Origin of the sequence: Paenibacillus lemnae, assembly GCF_012933385.1 — a bacterium.
Taxonomy (GTDB): Bacteria; Bacillota; Bacilli; order Paenibacillales; family Paenibacillaceae; genus Paenibacillus_AQ; species Paenibacillus_AQ lemnae.
The window spans coordinates 332,937-347,985 of sequence record NZ_JABBPN010000001.1 but is presented as its reverse complement, the minus strand read 5'-3'; the positions used below and the strand labels follow the sequence as shown (position 1 = coordinate 347,985).

The following is a 15,049-nucleotide window of genomic DNA, read 5'->3' as shown; positions in this document are numbered from 1 at the left end:
TATAACAACAAACAGGCGCTGTTCGAGAGCATGTCTCCCGAAAAGCGCCTGTTTTCTATGTTCAGCATTATACGGATTCCGGCTTCTCTGCCAGCAGATTCCTCGTAAACGAGATCCATTCACGAGCGGCAAACGACATGTACCGGTCCTTCCTCCAAATCATGCCGAGCTGCCACGGGATCGAAGGATGATCCAGCGGCACAATGGCCACCCGCGACGCATCGATCTCCTGGCAGATCGTTTCTGGCAGCAGTGCGATGCCGAGATTGGCGGCCACCATACCGCTGATCAAATCCCACTGCGAGCTTTCGTAAACCACCTTCGGCTCAAATCCGGCCTGAACACACTCCCGAATAATCCGGTCATGCAGTGTGAAATCTTCGCGGAACAAGACGAAGGGCTCCTCCGCCAGTTCCTTTAGAGACACGCTATCCCTTGCCGCGAAAGAATGCGACGGATGAAGCAGCAGCTTCAGATTCTCCTCAATAAAGGAGTAATAATGAAAGAGCTCCTCCCGCACAGGAAGCACCGCCACACCGATATCGATCAAACCGCTTTCCACATCCATCTCTACTTTCTTCGCTCCGTCTTCAATCAGCTGAATCGTAATCTGCGGGTATTTCTGGTGAAACTGGCCAATGACCACCGGGAAAAAGCTTGACCCGATCATCGGCGGAAGTCCGATGACCAGATGACCGCGCCGCAGCTCCATCAAATCCTCCAGCTCGTAAGACATCTGCTGGAACGCCTCCACCATCTGCTGGGCCTGCTGATACATGATGCGCCCGGCATCGGTCAGCTCCACCTTTTTCCCCTGACGGTAAAACAGCGTGACACCCCATTCATCTTCCATGTTCCGGATGGTCTTGCTGATCGTGGGCTGTGTAATATACAGTGTCTCCGCTGCTTTGGTAAAGCTCCGGTGGCGGGCTACCTCCAAAAAATACTGCATGTGCCGAATATCCATGACTCACTCCCCTTCCCTCTGCACTATAGCCAAACGGAATGATACGCATTCGATATATGCATTTTACCTATGAAAGAAACCGATGTAAAATTTTCATATAACGAAACATTATCGAAAAGGAGAGACCTGTCATGAAAAACATATTGAAAGGTCTGCTCCAGGTGGCCGGACTGATGCTGTTCTCGCTGGGTATGGATCAAGCGGCCCAGTGGCTCCAAATCCCCGTGCCAGGCAGTATCCTGGGCATTGCCGTGCTGTTTATCCTGCTGGAGACCGGTATACTGCGCCTGCAGTGGATCGAGCTTGGCGCCAGCTGGCTGCTCGCTGAGCTGCTGTTGTTCTTTATTCCTGCCGCTGTAAGCATTATGAAATATTTCTCGCTGTTTGAAAGCGACGGCATTTCAATACTACTTGTTGTATGTATCAGTACCGTTGTGGTCATGACCAGTTCAGGACTCATTGCGACGTTCATATCCAAAAAACGAAAGGAGCGGACACCCTCATGATGACAGCATGGATCGCCTTGTTCGGCCTGCCTCTGACCCTGTTAGTCTATGCGGCTTCCAAAAAGCTGTATCTGCGTAAAAACCGCGTCTACCTGTCCCCGCTCCTGATCACGCCGATCATTCTCGTCGTGATGCTGACGCAGACAGGTATCTCGTACGAAGCTTATAACGAAGGAGCGGAATGGCTCAGCAAGCTGCTGCAGCCGGCGACGGTCGCTTTTGCCGTACCTCTGTATAAAAACTTCAAAACTCTGAAAAAGCACGCCGCTGAAATCATGGTCAGCGTAACGATGGGATCCGCCATCGCTATCTTGTCGTCCGCGCTGCTGGCCAAATGGCTGCATCTGAGCAGCTCGCTCACCAGCAGCCTCGTCCCGCGCTCCATCACGACACCGATTGCCATGAATGTCTCCCAGGTCATCGGCGGCGTGCCGAATATGACGGCTGTATTTGTCATCATGACCGGTATTTTAGGCTCCATCCTCGGGCCTTCGATCGTCAAGGTGTTTCGGATCAGGGGCGATATTGCCCGCGGGGTCCTGTTCGGGACCGGAGCACACGGTACAGGAACGTCCAAAGCGTTTGAATTCAGCGCCCTTACAGGCACCATTTCCAGTATTTCCATGATTCTCGCCGCCCTGCTCACCCTCGGTATTGCGCCATGGCTCATGTCCTATCTCCTATAGCTGCAGCAGCCTCAAAAAGAACCGGTCAAATGGCGGGTTCTTTTTGATTTTTGACTTCACTCTTAAAACGATGCATAATACATTTGTTAATCCCTTACAAAAAAATCGACAATAAAATAGCACAGAACGCGTGGGACGCGGTCTGCTGCTTATGGACGAAAGGATGGCGGTTTCCCGTGTTTGCAAAAAACCGGCTTCGCATATCCCTGACGAAGCCCTTTATATTTTTTTCCGTCCTTATGGTGCTTAAAAGTTACCTGGCCTGGGCCGTCATCTTCGACGACGTGATGCCCTGGCGCCCGCTGCTGGCGGAAATCCCCTTTGTATGGCTTATCTTCAGCCTTATCGAGGCGTTTGCTTCCAAACGCAAAATGATGGCCTACATGACCGTTAATCTGCTGCTTACCGCAATCTTTTTCGCTGCGATTATGTATTACAAGTACTACGGGGTTATGGTCAATTATCATGCGCTGGAGCAGGTCAACCAGGTTACCGCTGTCAGCAACAGTGTATTTTCTCTCATGGATCCATACTTCCTGCTGATATTCACAGATATTGTAATTTTGTTCTTCCTTTTCTGGAGAAATGATAAGGTCAAGGCATGGAAGCAGAAGCACGCTCGCAAGACCAAGCGTTCTCTAGCGTCCATCGTCTTCGTCTTCTCTCTGATGGTCTGCATCTTCCAGATTGTTCCGAACCGGTCAGCAATGAATGAGATCGTTCAGGCACAGGGTATGGGTATTCTGAATTATGAAATCTATACGATTCTGAAACAGGAAGAGACCGTTTTGGTCGATGCAAAATCCATTACCCAGGACCGCATCAATGAACTGAAGCAGATTACACCAGCCGCTGCATCGGAATATCACGGGATTGCAGAAGGCAAGAATGTGATCATTATCCAGATGGAATCGTTTCAGGAATTTCTGATGAATCTGAAGATTGACGGCCAGGAAGTAACGCCGACCATGAACAAGATTGCAGCGGACAGCCTGTATTTCCCTAATTTCTATCAAAATGTGGGTCAGGGCAACACCTCCGATGCAGAGTTCGTCGTCAATACCTCCTTTTACATCCCGCCGCGCGGGGCCGCTACCCAGCACTATGCAGATAAACAGCTCCCTAGCCTGCCTAAAATGCTGAAAGAGGAAGGCTATCAGTCTGCAACCTTCCACACGAATGTGGTGGAGTTCTGGAACCGCGGAGAGCTGTACAAGGCACTGGGTTTTGACCAGTATTTTGACAAGACATTTTTCGGAGAAGAAGATCAGGTGTTCTTCGGCGCTTCGGATGAAACCCTATATAACAAGACGGCGGTTGAGCTGAAGAAGTTGAACGATTCGGATAAGCCGTTCTATGCCCAGGTGATATCCATGACTGCGCATCACCCGTTCACGATTCCGGAGAATAAGTATAAAATGACCCTGCCGGAGCGCTATGAAGGCACTTTTGTAGGTGATTATATTCGTTCGCAGAACTATGCGGATTACGCGCTGGGCCAGTTTATCGATCAGCTCAAGGCAGACGGTATCTGGGACAACAGCCTTGTGATCTTGTATGGAGATCATCTCGGTCTGCCGATTTACTCACTGGACAATGACGACCATGAACTGATGAAGGAAATCTATGGGCGGGAGTACGTCACATCCGACATGATCAACATTCCGCTGATGATTCACGGAGAAGGCATAGAGCCGGGTACCGAGGAACAAATCGGCGGCCAGATTGACATTCTGCCAACGATCGCGAATCTGACGGGTTTTTCTCTGGACCAGCAGCTTCATTTCGGACAGGATTTGCTGAATCAGAAGGATAGCAACCTGCTGCCGGAACGTTACTATCTCCCTTCCGGCTCTTTTATCAATAACACGACACTGTTTATGCCAGGAAACAGCTATGAGGACGGAACCCTTCATCCGCTTCCAGGACGGACCCAGGATGAAACTTCGGCCTCCTATCAGGAATTCGACCGTGCCTTGCAGCTGCTGCACCTCTCAGACAGCTATATCCGCCAACTTCCTGAGCACAGTCCGGAATAAACAGATCCTGCAGAAACAAAAATGGCTCACGAGCAAACATTGCTCGTGAGCCATTTTTAATCTCCTAACATAGAACAGGCCGCCATCCATTTGACACAATCCCTTTGTTTTTCTTATGATAAGTAACATATAACATATAAATCTACATATAACCTTAGTCAAAACACACGTTCACGTTTAAATATAACTATTACGATCCCTTAGGAGTGACGTCTTGGAAGACCCCATTCGAAGGATAAGTGGACTGCAGTATTATCTGCTGACCTTATCCACTGACAGACAGAACATGCATAAACAGGCTTCCCGCCTCTTTTTGCTCCTTAAGCACATGCTGCTGGAGCCTTTGAAATTCAGGTCGAATTATGTGAGACTGCATGCATATTTCCCTTATGCTTTGCAGTAACCTAGTTAAATGCGGATTCGGACCAGAAAATGATAAAGGATGTGTTTTGTTTGGACGACAGTATAGGCTTAAATTTATTTTTAGTGGTATTACTTATTGCTTTTACAGCCTTTTTCGTCATGACTGAGTTTGCTATTGTTAAAATCCGTACCAGCCGGATCGACCAACTGGTGCTTGAAGGACGCAAAAATTCCCTGGCCGCCAAAAAGGTGATCACCAACCTTGACGGATATCTGTCCGCTTGTCAGCTGGGTATTACTATTACAGCTCTCGGACTCGGTTACCTGGGTGAGAGCACGTTTGAAGCTATCTTCCATCCGATATTCGATGCATTAGGACTGCCCACCGCTCTTGCCGGTACGATGTCATTCCTGTTTGCATTTATCTTTATGACATATATTCATGTAGTTATTGGTGAGCTGGCTCCGAAAACGCTGGCCATTCAAAAAGCAGAACAGATCAGTCTGCTGACCGCAACACCGATTATCTGGTTTTACCGCATCATGTATCCTTTTATCTGGCTCCTGAACGGTTCTGCTAATGGCCTGATCCGCATTTTTGGTCTTCATCCTGCCAGCGAGCATGAAGAAGCCCATTCCGAGGAAGAGCTCCGGATGATTCTGAGCGAAAGCTATGAGAGCGGCAAAATCAATCAGAGCGAGTACGGTTACGTGAGCCGGATTTTCGCTTTTGACGAACTGCTTGCTAAAGAAATTATGGTTCCCCGGACCGACATGATTTGTCTGTATGTGGATAAGCCGCTCGCGGCGAACCTGCAGACCATCAAGCGGGAACAATATACGCGATTCCCGGTGGTCCGCGGCGACAAAGACCAGGTGGTCGGTATGGTCAATACGAAACAGTTCTTCCTGGAATTTGACGACAATGCAAACATTGATCTCTCGAAGCTGATCCATCCGGCCATGACTGTATCTGAAGCCATTCCGGTCAAGAAGCTGCTGAAGAAAATGCAGCAGGAAGGCACGCATATGGCTATTTTGATCGATGAGTACGGCGGAACCTCCGGTATGATCACCATCGAGGATATTTTGGAGGAGATCGTCGGCGAAATCCGGGACGAATTTGATGATGATGAAGAGCATGAACTGGTTCAGCCCGAACCCAACCACCTGATTGTGGACGGCAAAGTTTCCATTAACCGGATCAACGATGCCCTCGCTACCGATCTCAGCACGGAAGAACTGGATACGATCGGCGGATGGCTCTACGGCCACAATTCTGAACTGATCAAAGGGGACAGCTGGACGTATAACAACCTCACCTTCACGGTGCTGGAGAAAAAGACCCATCGCTATACGAAGTTGGAGATTGTAAAGTCCGAGGAAGAAGTCTCCGACACCGAAGCGGCAGCAGCCGCGGAAGAGCAGGACTAATCCATGCAGCATGTATGCGGTATCCTTAAATGGATGCCGCTTTTTTTTATAGAAACACTTTAATGTGTTATCTCACTGCTGTAATATAGGATGGTATGCGTATTGTAAACACTAGGAGGATCAAGTCAGATGAGTCGACAAATTGCCATCATTGGAAGCAGCGGCGGAAACCTGTTTAATCTCGGAGGCCGGGACCCGCGCAAGCTGCTGGACGAAATATTGCTTCAAATGGAGAGCGCAGGATTGAGTTGTGCTGCCCTTCAGTTTATTGCCGCTGAAACATCTATGGACAGTGCTAAACCCGGCACGCCGGCTGCTTTATACAGCTGGAAGATGTCTCAAAACGAACCTGTCATTATTGCACAAGGAACGCTGGAAGAAGTCAATAAGGCCGCCCTCACCCTGGACCAGGACATCGCCGAGCAGATCAAGCTCGGGGAGATTGACGGGATCATCGTCATGAGTGCAGATCCGAAAGGCAGCAACCGCCAGGCCTTTGAAGCGGCAGCCCTTCATAAAATACCGGTCACAGGCACCGGCGGTACATCCATGGCCATGATTCAATCCAGGGGAGTCCATGTGATTTCCGCATCCGGAACAACAGGGACGACGAACCGGACACGCGCCGTCGCTTTTGTCACCTCCCTGTGTAAGCACTGGCGCATTCCGTACCGTCCGGTGATCGGAGGCTCGGCAGCAGCTGCGGCTCAGTCGGGTTCCCAGGTGTCCCCTTGGAAACGTATCAATCTCCGCGGGATTATGATGGCTTCTCTGCCCGGCTTTATCGGCATGGCTCTAATTCTCGCAGCCAGCAAGATCCCCGGCCTATCATCGCTCTCCGCGGTCTTTGATCTCATGATCAAGGCACTGCCGGTCATTCTGGCCGTCATCGCCGCGAAGCAAGTGTCCGAGCTGGATGAGGTGTCGATTGTAGCAGGGATTGTGGCAGGGGTCCTTTCTGTGGAGGGCGGGATCATCGGGGGCATGATCGGAGGCATTGGCGCCGGCATTCTGGTGCATTATATTTTCCGCAAATGTGTGGAATGGCGCTTCCCGGCAACAACAGTGAACATTATCGCCGGCGGTGTCTCCGGCCTGATTGCCGGGTTGTTTGTGTACTTCCTCATCGCACCCGTCGCGCTGGCCGCAGGCGAGGGAGTTCGCTACCTGATCGAGACACTGGTATCCTGGAGCCCTGCCATCGCCGGTCTGATCGCCGGTCTCCTGATCTGGCCTGCCATTATCGGCGGCGTATATCATGCAGCTATTCTGCCGATTGTTCTGCTGGAAATGGAACGTACCGGCAACAGCTTCCTGGGTGCCGTCGATATGGTGGGTCTGGTTATGGTATCTGCCGGAATCACCTTGGCCAATATGGTCGCACCGAGAGACAAAGGAGAAGCAGCTGTAGCTGCTCCGGGTTTTGCCATTAATATGGGTTTTGGTACGTTCGTAGAAGCCGCTTATCCATTCATGTTCTCCAACAAGCTGGTCTTTGGCGGAGCGATTGCTTCTGCGGGATTGGGCGGACTGCTCATCGGCTTGTTCGGAGTCCGGGGAACGGCCTATGTTCCTTCCTTCCTTGGCCCGATCTCCTCGAATAATGCAACAGGTTTTCTGTTCTGCATGGCTGCGAGCCTGCTGTGCTCATTCCTGATTACGTTCTTTGTTAACAAGATGTCCCTCGGACGACGCTCGAAGCAGCACAATCTGGAGGCTTAACGTAAACCTGCTGAAAAATAAAGGTCGAAGACAGACAGCTCACATGAGCTTTTGTCTTCGATCTTTTTGTATCTATTCTACATTCCGTTGAATCTTCTCGATCTTTACTGGTCCTATGGCATCCATATCATTCAGATTATACAGCTGAACTTTGTGGGACTGCTGGTCCAAGAACTCTCTTTGAAAGCCCTCGAAGTCCTTCTGCACAAGCGACCGGTTCTCATCCGTGTCCATGGCTGACGGATAATACTCAATCTTCAATTTGATATCCGATGGTATCATATTCTCCTTCAACTGGTTCACAAGGGTAACAATCCGTTCCTGCTCCTCTGGCAGACTGTCTTCAGACAGATCCGTAAAAACGGCTATCTCCACCTGCTGGCTCTCGATCCGGTCGTCTCCGCTCCGGACTAATTCGTCATACCGCGGCACATTCTCATTCTTGTCTCCAATTCTTTCAGAAGAGACTTCGGTATACAAGTAGGCCTTGCCAGGATGAAATGCCTCCGCATACGGTGTCAGCTTCTCTTTCAATTGGGCAGACCACCAGATAGCCAGGTAATAATCATTACCGAAGTTCGGCGGATCATCATCTCTCGCGTTCATGTTAAAGTTCAGCTCCGGCTTGTCGAGCGGCTGGGCTTGAAGTTCATAGGAGCCGTTAGCCCAGTTATATCTCACTTCAGTAATCTCAAACGTTTCACCATACTTCTGCTGCAGGTGCCGGGCAGCCGCATCCGCGACTGCCTGCCTCTCGGATTTCGTCTTCGTAAAAGGCAGCATCCCTACCGTATAGCTGGCATACACGGTACCCGCAAACAGGGCCACACCCAGGATGGCACGGAACAAAAGCCTCCCCGGGCGGTCAAACCGCTGCTGCCGCTTCTGCTGTGCATAACCATCCCGCGGCCGCTTTCCGAAATAAACCGCCGTAACAATGAGGCCGGTGAGGTGAACCACCAGCATCAGGGGAAGAATGATCAGGCCCAAAAAACCGAGTGTATAGAAAAACGCAATAACCCCGAACCCTTGGGCCGCTATAAAGAGTACCGCCCAGAAGATCATCCAGGGCGTTCCAATATAAAACATTCCTCCGCCGGTTGATATAAGCGACAGTAAAATAGCAATCCACTGATGCTTCCTCAAATCACGATTGTGATTGTGATCCAATGCGTTCACTCCCTCTTGCTACGCTTTAGGCTGAATCATGTCTTCCGGCCGGACATACTGATCGAACTCTTCTTCGGTCAGCAGGCCGCTGGCGAGAGCCGCTTCTTTCAGCGTCAAGCCTTCCTTGTGAGCCTGCTTCGCAATGGCCGCCGCATTCTCATAGCCAATATGCGGATTGAGTGCTGTCACCAGCATCAAGGACCGCTCCATGTTGGCACGAAGCACCTCAAGATTGGCCTCAATGCCGACTGCACAGTTCTCATCGAAGGAAGTCATGCCATCCGCAAGCAGACGCGCGGACTGCAGGAAATTGTAGATGATGACCGGCTTGAACACATTCAGCTCAAAGTTGCCCTGGCTGGCTGCAAAACCGACCGCGGCATCATTGCCCATCACCTGGCATACGACCATGGTCAGCGCCTCGCTCTGGGTCGGGTTCACCTTGCCCGGCATGATGGAGCTGCCCGGCTCGTTTGCCGGTATGGTCAGCTCGCCGATCCCGGAGCGCGGACCGCTGGCCAGCCAGCGCACATCGTTCGCGATCTTCATCAGATCGGCCGCCAGCGCTTTCAGTGCGCCATGGGCGAATACCAGCTCGTCATGACTGGTCAGTGCGTGGAATTTGTTCTCCGCGGTAGAGAAGCTTTTGCCGGTAGCTGCGCTGATCTCCGAAGCGGTCATCGCGCCAAACTCCGGATGTGCGTTGATGCCGGTGCCGACCGCCGTACCGCCGATCGCCAGTTCACGGATCGGCTCGATCGAGGCACCGATCATCCGCTCACACTTCTCCAGCATGCGGTGCCAGCCGCTGATTTCTTGGCCCAGCGTCAGAGGCGTAGCATCCTGCAGGTGGGTTCGGCCGATTTTGATCAGATCCATGTATTCCTCGCTCTTTGTTTTGAGCGTATGCTTCAGCTTCTGCAGCGCAGGGAGCACTCTGTCCTCAAGGGCGATCAGTGCAGCCATATGCATTGCAGTGGGGAAGGTGTCATTGGAGCTTTGCGATTTGTTGACATCATCATTCGGATGAATGGATGCAGCAATCCCCCGCTCCGCCAGCAGCTGGTTGCCGCGGGCAGCCAGCACCTCGTTCATGTTCATATTGGATTGGGTGCCGCTTCCTGTCTGCCAGACGACCAGCGGGAAATGCTCATCCCACTTCCCGGCCAGCACCTCATCCGCTGCATCTGCGATGGCCTGCGCTTTATGCTCATCCAGCTTGCCCAATTGGCGGTTAGCCAAGGCCGCGCTTTTCTTCAGCATGGCAAAGGCCTGCACCACTTCCAGCGGCATTGTCTCCGTGCCGATCCGGAAATTCTCCAGACTGCGCTGCGTCTGTGCCGCCCACAGCTTGTCCGCCGGCACCTTCATCTCGCCTAATGTATCTTTCTCAATCCGGTAATCCATCTCATCTTCCTCCTTGGGCATGCCCGCCCTGACATTTTGGAAAACGCTTTAAAATTCCATATGCTCCTATTATGGCACAATCTCTTTCCAAAAGAAAAAAAGGCGGATAGTTGTCCGCCTTTTTGCTCTGACAGCAAGGCGCGACACGCTGGCGTGCACTGCCACATCGCTAATTTGTACGATTTATCACACAAAACTTATGCTAAATCTATTATTCGAGGCACTTTGTACGATTCGTCGTACAAATCCCTTCAACTACCCATAAAAGCCTCTAACTTTGTGCGATAAATCGTACAAAGTGGGGCAAATACACTGAACGGGGACATGTTTTGTACGACAAATCGTACAAAACAGTTTCCACACCGCGCGCGAAGTTCCTATCGCGCAGCGTTCGGCCTCACATGACGGCAGTCAGTCACATGCAATGATACGCTGACACTAGGTGCATTCGCGCTGGGGGAGTGTTGACCTTTTGGTACTGGTGTCCAGATGGTTTTTACAGGAGCTGCTTCCAGAAATAAATGAATAGATACTATATTCACTGGCTTGATAAACCTGTCTATAACAATAAGCACCGCCGAGGCTATCGAACTCCAAAAAACCGCGGTTTCCCGCGGCTCCTTGTGAGTTTGAAGTTATCTTATTTCTTGTTATCTAACGGTATTGTTACCGTCTCATTGTAGGTCTTGAGATAATAAAACCCGTCCAGAAGTAGGGACTCCGGTTTGTCTGTGGTGTTGAAAGAGTAGGTGTTCTCCCATAAAATATTTCCATTGTTCAGGTCCCATGGGCGTGACCCCGACACGGACGCTACCGGAACCTGCTTACCTCCAGCCCTGACAAATACTTGATCGCTGTCCAGTATCGTAAATTGCTTTCTTGCAATGACCACATCATAACCGGCAGCCGTTTTGGTCACGCTTCTGATCCACAGCTTCTCGTTCCCCACCTTAATGGAGCGGTCTGAAGGTGAGTCCAGCGGGACGGGAGCATCCACTTTTTGAAAACCCTCACCTCTTTCATATAGAAGCTCAATGCTTTCAAGTTGATCAGTCGGAAGCACGTCGAATTCCAGTATAAATCCCAGAACCCCCTCTTCTATATAGCGATCTGACCCTCCCCCCCAGGATTTCACTTCAATACCATTTACCAAAAGCTTCGTGGAGCCAAAATGCCTAGGATATTCATCATCAGGCATTTCAAAGTGACCTTTTACGATGGTAGCGGTTGGAGAAGCGGTAATGGAATCAAAGTGAATACTCCCCTCATCCATACGTACAGCCTGTGAAATATCCTGTTTTATGATACTTTTCATCGCTTTATTGGCTTCATACTTGAAGGATATCGGGTAAGATGCAAGTTCCCCTTCACCCAGCCATTCGCTGAACGTAGCCGTTAGTGTCCTAGAAAAGGGACTCACAGGCTCGAATTTTGCAACAGCTTCAAAAAGAGTCTCGTCCTCACTGAGATTACCAGATCCACTCTTTGAACTAGAGTCCGTCAAAAAGCCTTGTATATTATCTACGTGATAACGAAGTATTCGATTGTCATCAAAAACAGAACCTTCCGGCCGCTGAATCGAGTAATACATGAGCAATCCATTATCATCCGCAATGACACCCGTAATTGTAATGACGGTACCGTCAGGGAGTGTTTTGCTTTTGTCTACCGGTTGTCCGTAACCCTGCTCCGTAAGCTCCGAAAAATTAAGCGAGTACAGCTCACCTGTACCAAGCAGCTTGCTTCCATAATATGCAAAGGCCGGATACTGATACATGCCCACCATCAATATCAGCACTGCGGCGGCAGATACAGCCCACGCCTTAATTCTATGCTTCTTTTTTCGGACTGTGGGGACTTTCTCGAGTGCAGATCGCAGTCTTCCTTCAAGTTCTGGCGGCGCTTGTACTGAATTGGATAAGCTCTCTTTATGCTTCCGCAGTTTCTCCTGTATCGTTGTCATAACGATCACCTCCGATCACGGCTTTCAGTTTTCGGATCCCTTGCGAGACCCTTGATTTAATCGTACCGAGCGGCGCACCTGTCATGTCTGCTATGGTCTGGTATGGAAGGTCATGAACATATCGAAGCTCGATCGCTTCCCGCTGAAGGGTGTTCAGATGAGATAGCAGCTCCTGCATGTCCATCTCTGATTCGATATGAAGGTAGGGGTGCTCTTCGGTGAGAGCAGCCGTGGCTGCTTCCTGTTCCTCTTCCAGTAGAAGGAATCGCCCCCGCTTGCGCAGCAGTGTTTTACACCGGTTGACCAAAATGGTCTTGCTCCAGCTGTAGAAGGCCTCGCTCTTTTTTAACTGATCAATCTTTTCATACAGGGTCACGATCATATCCTCCATAGCATCCATGGCATCATGCTCGTTCCCCATGTACGTATATGCAAGACGATAATAGGCGTCCTGATCGGCCAGAATGAGCTGCAGCAGAGCTTCTTTGCTGCCTTTCTTGGCTTGCTTGACTAGAAGTCTCGGGTTCATGTCTTCCCCCCTTTCACAGATAAGAGGCGTTGGATGTTATAAAAGTTCATTATTACACAAAAAAACTTCTTTCGAGGCAGCTCGTGTGGCGGCACCCCACACACCCTCACAGCAAAAACAGCCCGCACTGCGTGCGGGCTGCTGCCATGCTCTATTTTACACCGGCTCGCCAGGAGCTGGCACGATCTCAGTTTCGATCAGCTTGAATTCCGTCACATCGGCGAGGCCGCGGTTCGTAATCCGGATCTCCGGGATAACCGGCAGCGCTATGAGGGAGAAAGTCATGAACGGCGCATTCAGGCTGCAGCCGATCTCCTTCCACGCTGCCTCCAGCGCGCTGACCTCATGGGCGACGACGTTCAGCGGACGGTCGGCCATCAGGCCGGCGATCGGCATTTCAACCTTGGCCAGCACCTGGCCATTCCGAACTACGATCATGCCGCCGCCGCAGGCCGCCAGCTCATTCCCTGCCAGGGCCATATCCTCCGGATTGGTCCCCATAACCAGCAGGTTATGGCTGTCATGGGCCACTGTAGAAGCGACCGCTCCATGCTCCAGCCGGAAGCCGCTGGCGAAGCCCAGCGAAATCTGCCCTGTGCCCTTATGGCGCTCGATGCAGGCGATACGAACAATGTCCTGCGAAGAATCCGGCTGAATGATGCCGCCGGACACCGGCAGCACCGCTGTCATCTTCGCGGTGCGGGCGCTGTTCTCGATGACACGCACCACGTTAACGTGAGCTTCCTCACCGCCAGTTTTGCTGCGCAGCAGGAAATCGTCTGCCACAAGCGGACGCTGCAGCTTCACCGAGCTGCGCGCCTGCTCCGGATAGGCATATACCGGGAATTCGGCGACAAGCTCACCGTTCTCGGCAACCACGCTGCCGTCAGCAATGACCACCGATGGCTCCATCTTCTGCAGATCGCTGATCAACAGCAGATCCGCTGTCTTGCCTGGCGCAATGCTGCCAAGCTCCTGCTCCATGCCGAAGTAGCGGGCCACATTGATCGTGCCCATCTGAATGGCCGTCACGGGATCTACACCTTCTTCAATCGCCCGGCGGACGACATGATTGAGATGCCCCAGCTCCAGCAGTGTCATGGGGTACACATCATCTGTGACGAGCGAGATGTTGTCCGTGCGCACCTTATCCTCGGTCACGACCTTGATGACTTCCTTCACATCATGCCAGGCGGAGCCTTCACGGATCATGAGGTGCATGCCGAGCCGGACCTTCTGCAGCGCCTGCTCCCGGGTGACGGTCTCATGGCAGGAGCTGACACCCGAAGCCAGATAAGCCTGCAGTTCCCGGTCATCGTCCGACGGAAAATGACCGGTCACGGTCTTGCCCGCTTTTAACGTAGCTTCGATCTCTCCGCACATCACGGGATCTCCATGCACCACGCCGGGGAAGTTCATGACTTCGCCCAGACCAGCTACGTTTTCCCACGTCAGACCTGCAGCGATATCCTCTACGCCAAGCGCAGCGCCTGCATCCTCCAGATCCTGCGTTGCCGGTACACAAGAAGGAAAGGTCGTGAACACCTTCAGCGGCAGCTGCTGCCCTTCTTCATGCATCCAGCGCACCCCGTCCGAACCGAATACATTTGCAATCTCATGCGGGTCCATGAATACCGCAGTTGTACCTTTTACCATTGCCGCCTTGGCGAATTCCGTCACGGTCAGCATCGTGCTCTCTACGTGCATGTGGCCGTCCAGCAGACCCGGCGTGATATAACGCCCCTCTGCCTCGATCACCTGCGTACTTTGCCCTATCGTATGATCGGCCTGGCCGATATAAGCAATTCTTCCTTTAGCTACAGCCACATCGATATGCCCCTGCAGTTCCCCGGTAAAGACGTTGACGAGTATACCGTTCTTGATGACCAGATCGGCGGGAGCCTGCCCCAAAGCCACCTGCGCCAAATGCCGGCTGACCTCGTAACGTGGTTGTCTGTTTGCTTTCTTCATGATTGGCACTCTCCCTTTGTCATCTATTGAATATTAACGCATTGTATGCCCGTTCCAGGTCTCTCTAACCCTAATTGGACGCAAAAAAAAACCGGACAGCGCTCTGCCCGGTGACCTAACCTACCATAAAAGGAGAAAAGAGGATGAAAAAACCAACCGTCCACGAAAGACGTACTTCGCCATACAACCTTCTCTTCTCTTTCATGTAGTCAGGTCATTTAAGGTAACCCGGTAGAGACGCCCGGGCCATATTCCCGGGCATATACATAAAATCAATGTTGTATGAATTATA

At 51.4% G+C, this 15,049-nt stretch carries 11 protein-coding genes and 1 riboswitch; of the genes, 5 read left to right on the top strand and 6 right to left on the bottom strand.

Annotated features, from left to right (window positions below):
• Positions 1-67: 67 nt before the first annotated feature.
• Positions 68-967 (bottom strand): cidABC operon transcriptional activator CidR, encoded by a 900-nt coding sequence (cidR, locus tag HII30_RS01555; protein WP_169503160.1) that lies wholly within the window; start codon positions 965-967, stop codon positions 68-70.
• A gap of 131 nt (positions 968-1,098) precedes the next feature.
• On the opposite strand from cidR, the gene HII30_RS01550 reads away from it, so the two are divergent.
• From HII30_RS01550 to HII30_RS01530, 5 genes are all read left to right on the top strand, one after another.
• Positions 1,099-1,473: a CidA/LrgA family protein gene (locus tag HII30_RS01550; protein WP_169503159.1), complete on the top strand. Its 375-nt coding sequence runs from the start codon at positions 1,099-1,101 to the stop codon at positions 1,471-1,473.
• Positions 1,470-2,159, top strand: a complete 690-nt coding sequence (locus HII30_RS01545; protein ID WP_169503158.1) for a CidB/LrgB family autolysis modulator — start codon at positions 1,470-1,472, stop codon at positions 2,157-2,159. The genes HII30_RS01550 and HII30_RS01545 overlap by 4 nt, the downstream gene beginning before the upstream one ends.
• Before the next feature lie 239 nt (positions 2,160-2,398).
• Complete coding sequence (locus tag HII30_RS01540) at positions 2,399-4,198, top strand: LTA synthase family protein (protein ID WP_211184360.1); 1,800 nt, start codon at positions 2,399-2,401, stop codon at positions 4,196-4,198.
• A gap of 453 nt (positions 4,199-4,651) precedes the next feature.
• Entirely contained in the window at positions 4,652-5,995 is a 1,344-nt protein-coding gene (locus HII30_RS01535) for a hemolysin family protein (protein WP_169503156.1), read from the top strand.
• Between the two features lie 129 nt (positions 5,996-6,124).
• Entirely contained in the window at positions 6,125-7,717 is a 1,593-nt protein-coding gene (locus tag HII30_RS01530) for a PTS sugar transporter (RefSeq protein WP_169503155.1), read from the top strand.
• A gap of 72 nt (positions 7,718-7,789) precedes the next feature.
• Here HII30_RS01530 and HII30_RS01525 read toward each other — a convergent pair whose 3' ends face one another.
• The 5 genes from HII30_RS01525 to ade all read right to left on the bottom strand — a co-directional run bounded on the left by HII30_RS01525 (position 7,790) and on the right by ade (position 14,757).
• On the bottom strand, positions 7,790-8,887 hold the full coding sequence (locus HII30_RS01525; RefSeq protein ID WP_169503154.1) for a hypothetical protein: 1,098 nt from the start codon (positions 8,885-8,887) through the stop codon (positions 7,790-7,792).
• Between the two features lie 18 nt (positions 8,888-8,905).
• Complete coding sequence (gene fumC / locus HII30_RS01520; protein ID WP_169503153.1) at positions 8,906-10,294, bottom strand: class II fumarate hydratase; 1,389 nt, start codon at positions 10,292-10,294, stop codon at positions 8,906-8,908.
• A 640-nt stretch (positions 10,295-10,934) separates the two neighbouring features.
• A complete protein-coding gene (locus HII30_RS01515; protein WP_169503152.1) occupies positions 10,935-12,257 on the bottom strand; it encodes a DUF4179 domain-containing protein in 1,323 nt (440 codons plus the stop codon).
• Positions 12,223-12,786, bottom strand: a complete 564-nt coding sequence (locus tag HII30_RS01510) for a sigma-70 family RNA polymerase sigma factor (RefSeq protein WP_169503151.1) — start codon at positions 12,784-12,786, stop codon at positions 12,223-12,225. The genes HII30_RS01515 and HII30_RS01510 overlap by 35 nt, the downstream gene beginning before the upstream one ends.
• Before the next feature lie 156 nt (positions 12,787-12,942).
• Positions 12,943-14,757, bottom strand: a complete 1,815-nt coding sequence (gene ade / locus HII30_RS01505; protein WP_169503150.1) for an adenine deaminase — start codon at positions 14,755-14,757, stop codon at positions 12,943-12,945.
• 186 nt (positions 14,758-14,943) lie between these two features.
• Positions 14,944-15,045: riboswitch (purine riboswitch) on the bottom strand.
• Positions 15,046-15,049: the final 4 nt, after the last annotated feature.

Coding starts and splice junctions, on each gene's coding strand:
- fumC (WP_169503153.1), bottom strand. CDS start 10,294: ATGGATTACCGGATTGAGAAAGATACATTAGGCGAGATGAAGGTGCCG.
- HII30_RS01540 (WP_211184360.1), top strand. CDS start 2,399: ATGGTGCTTAAAAGTTACCTGGCCTGGGCCGTCATCTTCGACGACGTG.
- HII30_RS01515 (WP_169503152.1), bottom strand. CDS start 12,257: ATGACAACGATACAGGAGAAACTGCGGAAGCATAAAGAGAGCTTATCC.
- HII30_RS01550 (WP_169503159.1), top strand. CDS start 1,099: ATGAAAAACATATTGAAAGGTCTGCTCCAGGTGGCCGGACTGATGCTG.
- ade (WP_169503150.1), bottom strand. CDS start 14,757: ATGAAGAAAGCAAACAGACAACCACGTTACGAGGTCAGCCGGCATTTG.
- HII30_RS01545 (WP_169503158.1), top strand. CDS start 1,470: ATGATGACAGCATGGATCGCCTTGTTCGGCCTGCCTCTGACCCTGTTA.
- HII30_RS01510 (WP_169503151.1), bottom strand. CDS start 12,786: ATGAACCCGAGACTTCTAGTCAAGCAAGCCAAGAAAGGCAGCAAAGAA.
- cidR (WP_169503160.1), bottom strand. CDS start 967: ATGGATATTCGGCACATGCAGTATTTTTTGGAGGTAGCCCGCCACCGG.
- HII30_RS01530 (WP_169503155.1), top strand. CDS start 6,125: ATGAGTCGACAAATTGCCATCATTGGAAGCAGCGGCGGAAACCTGTTT.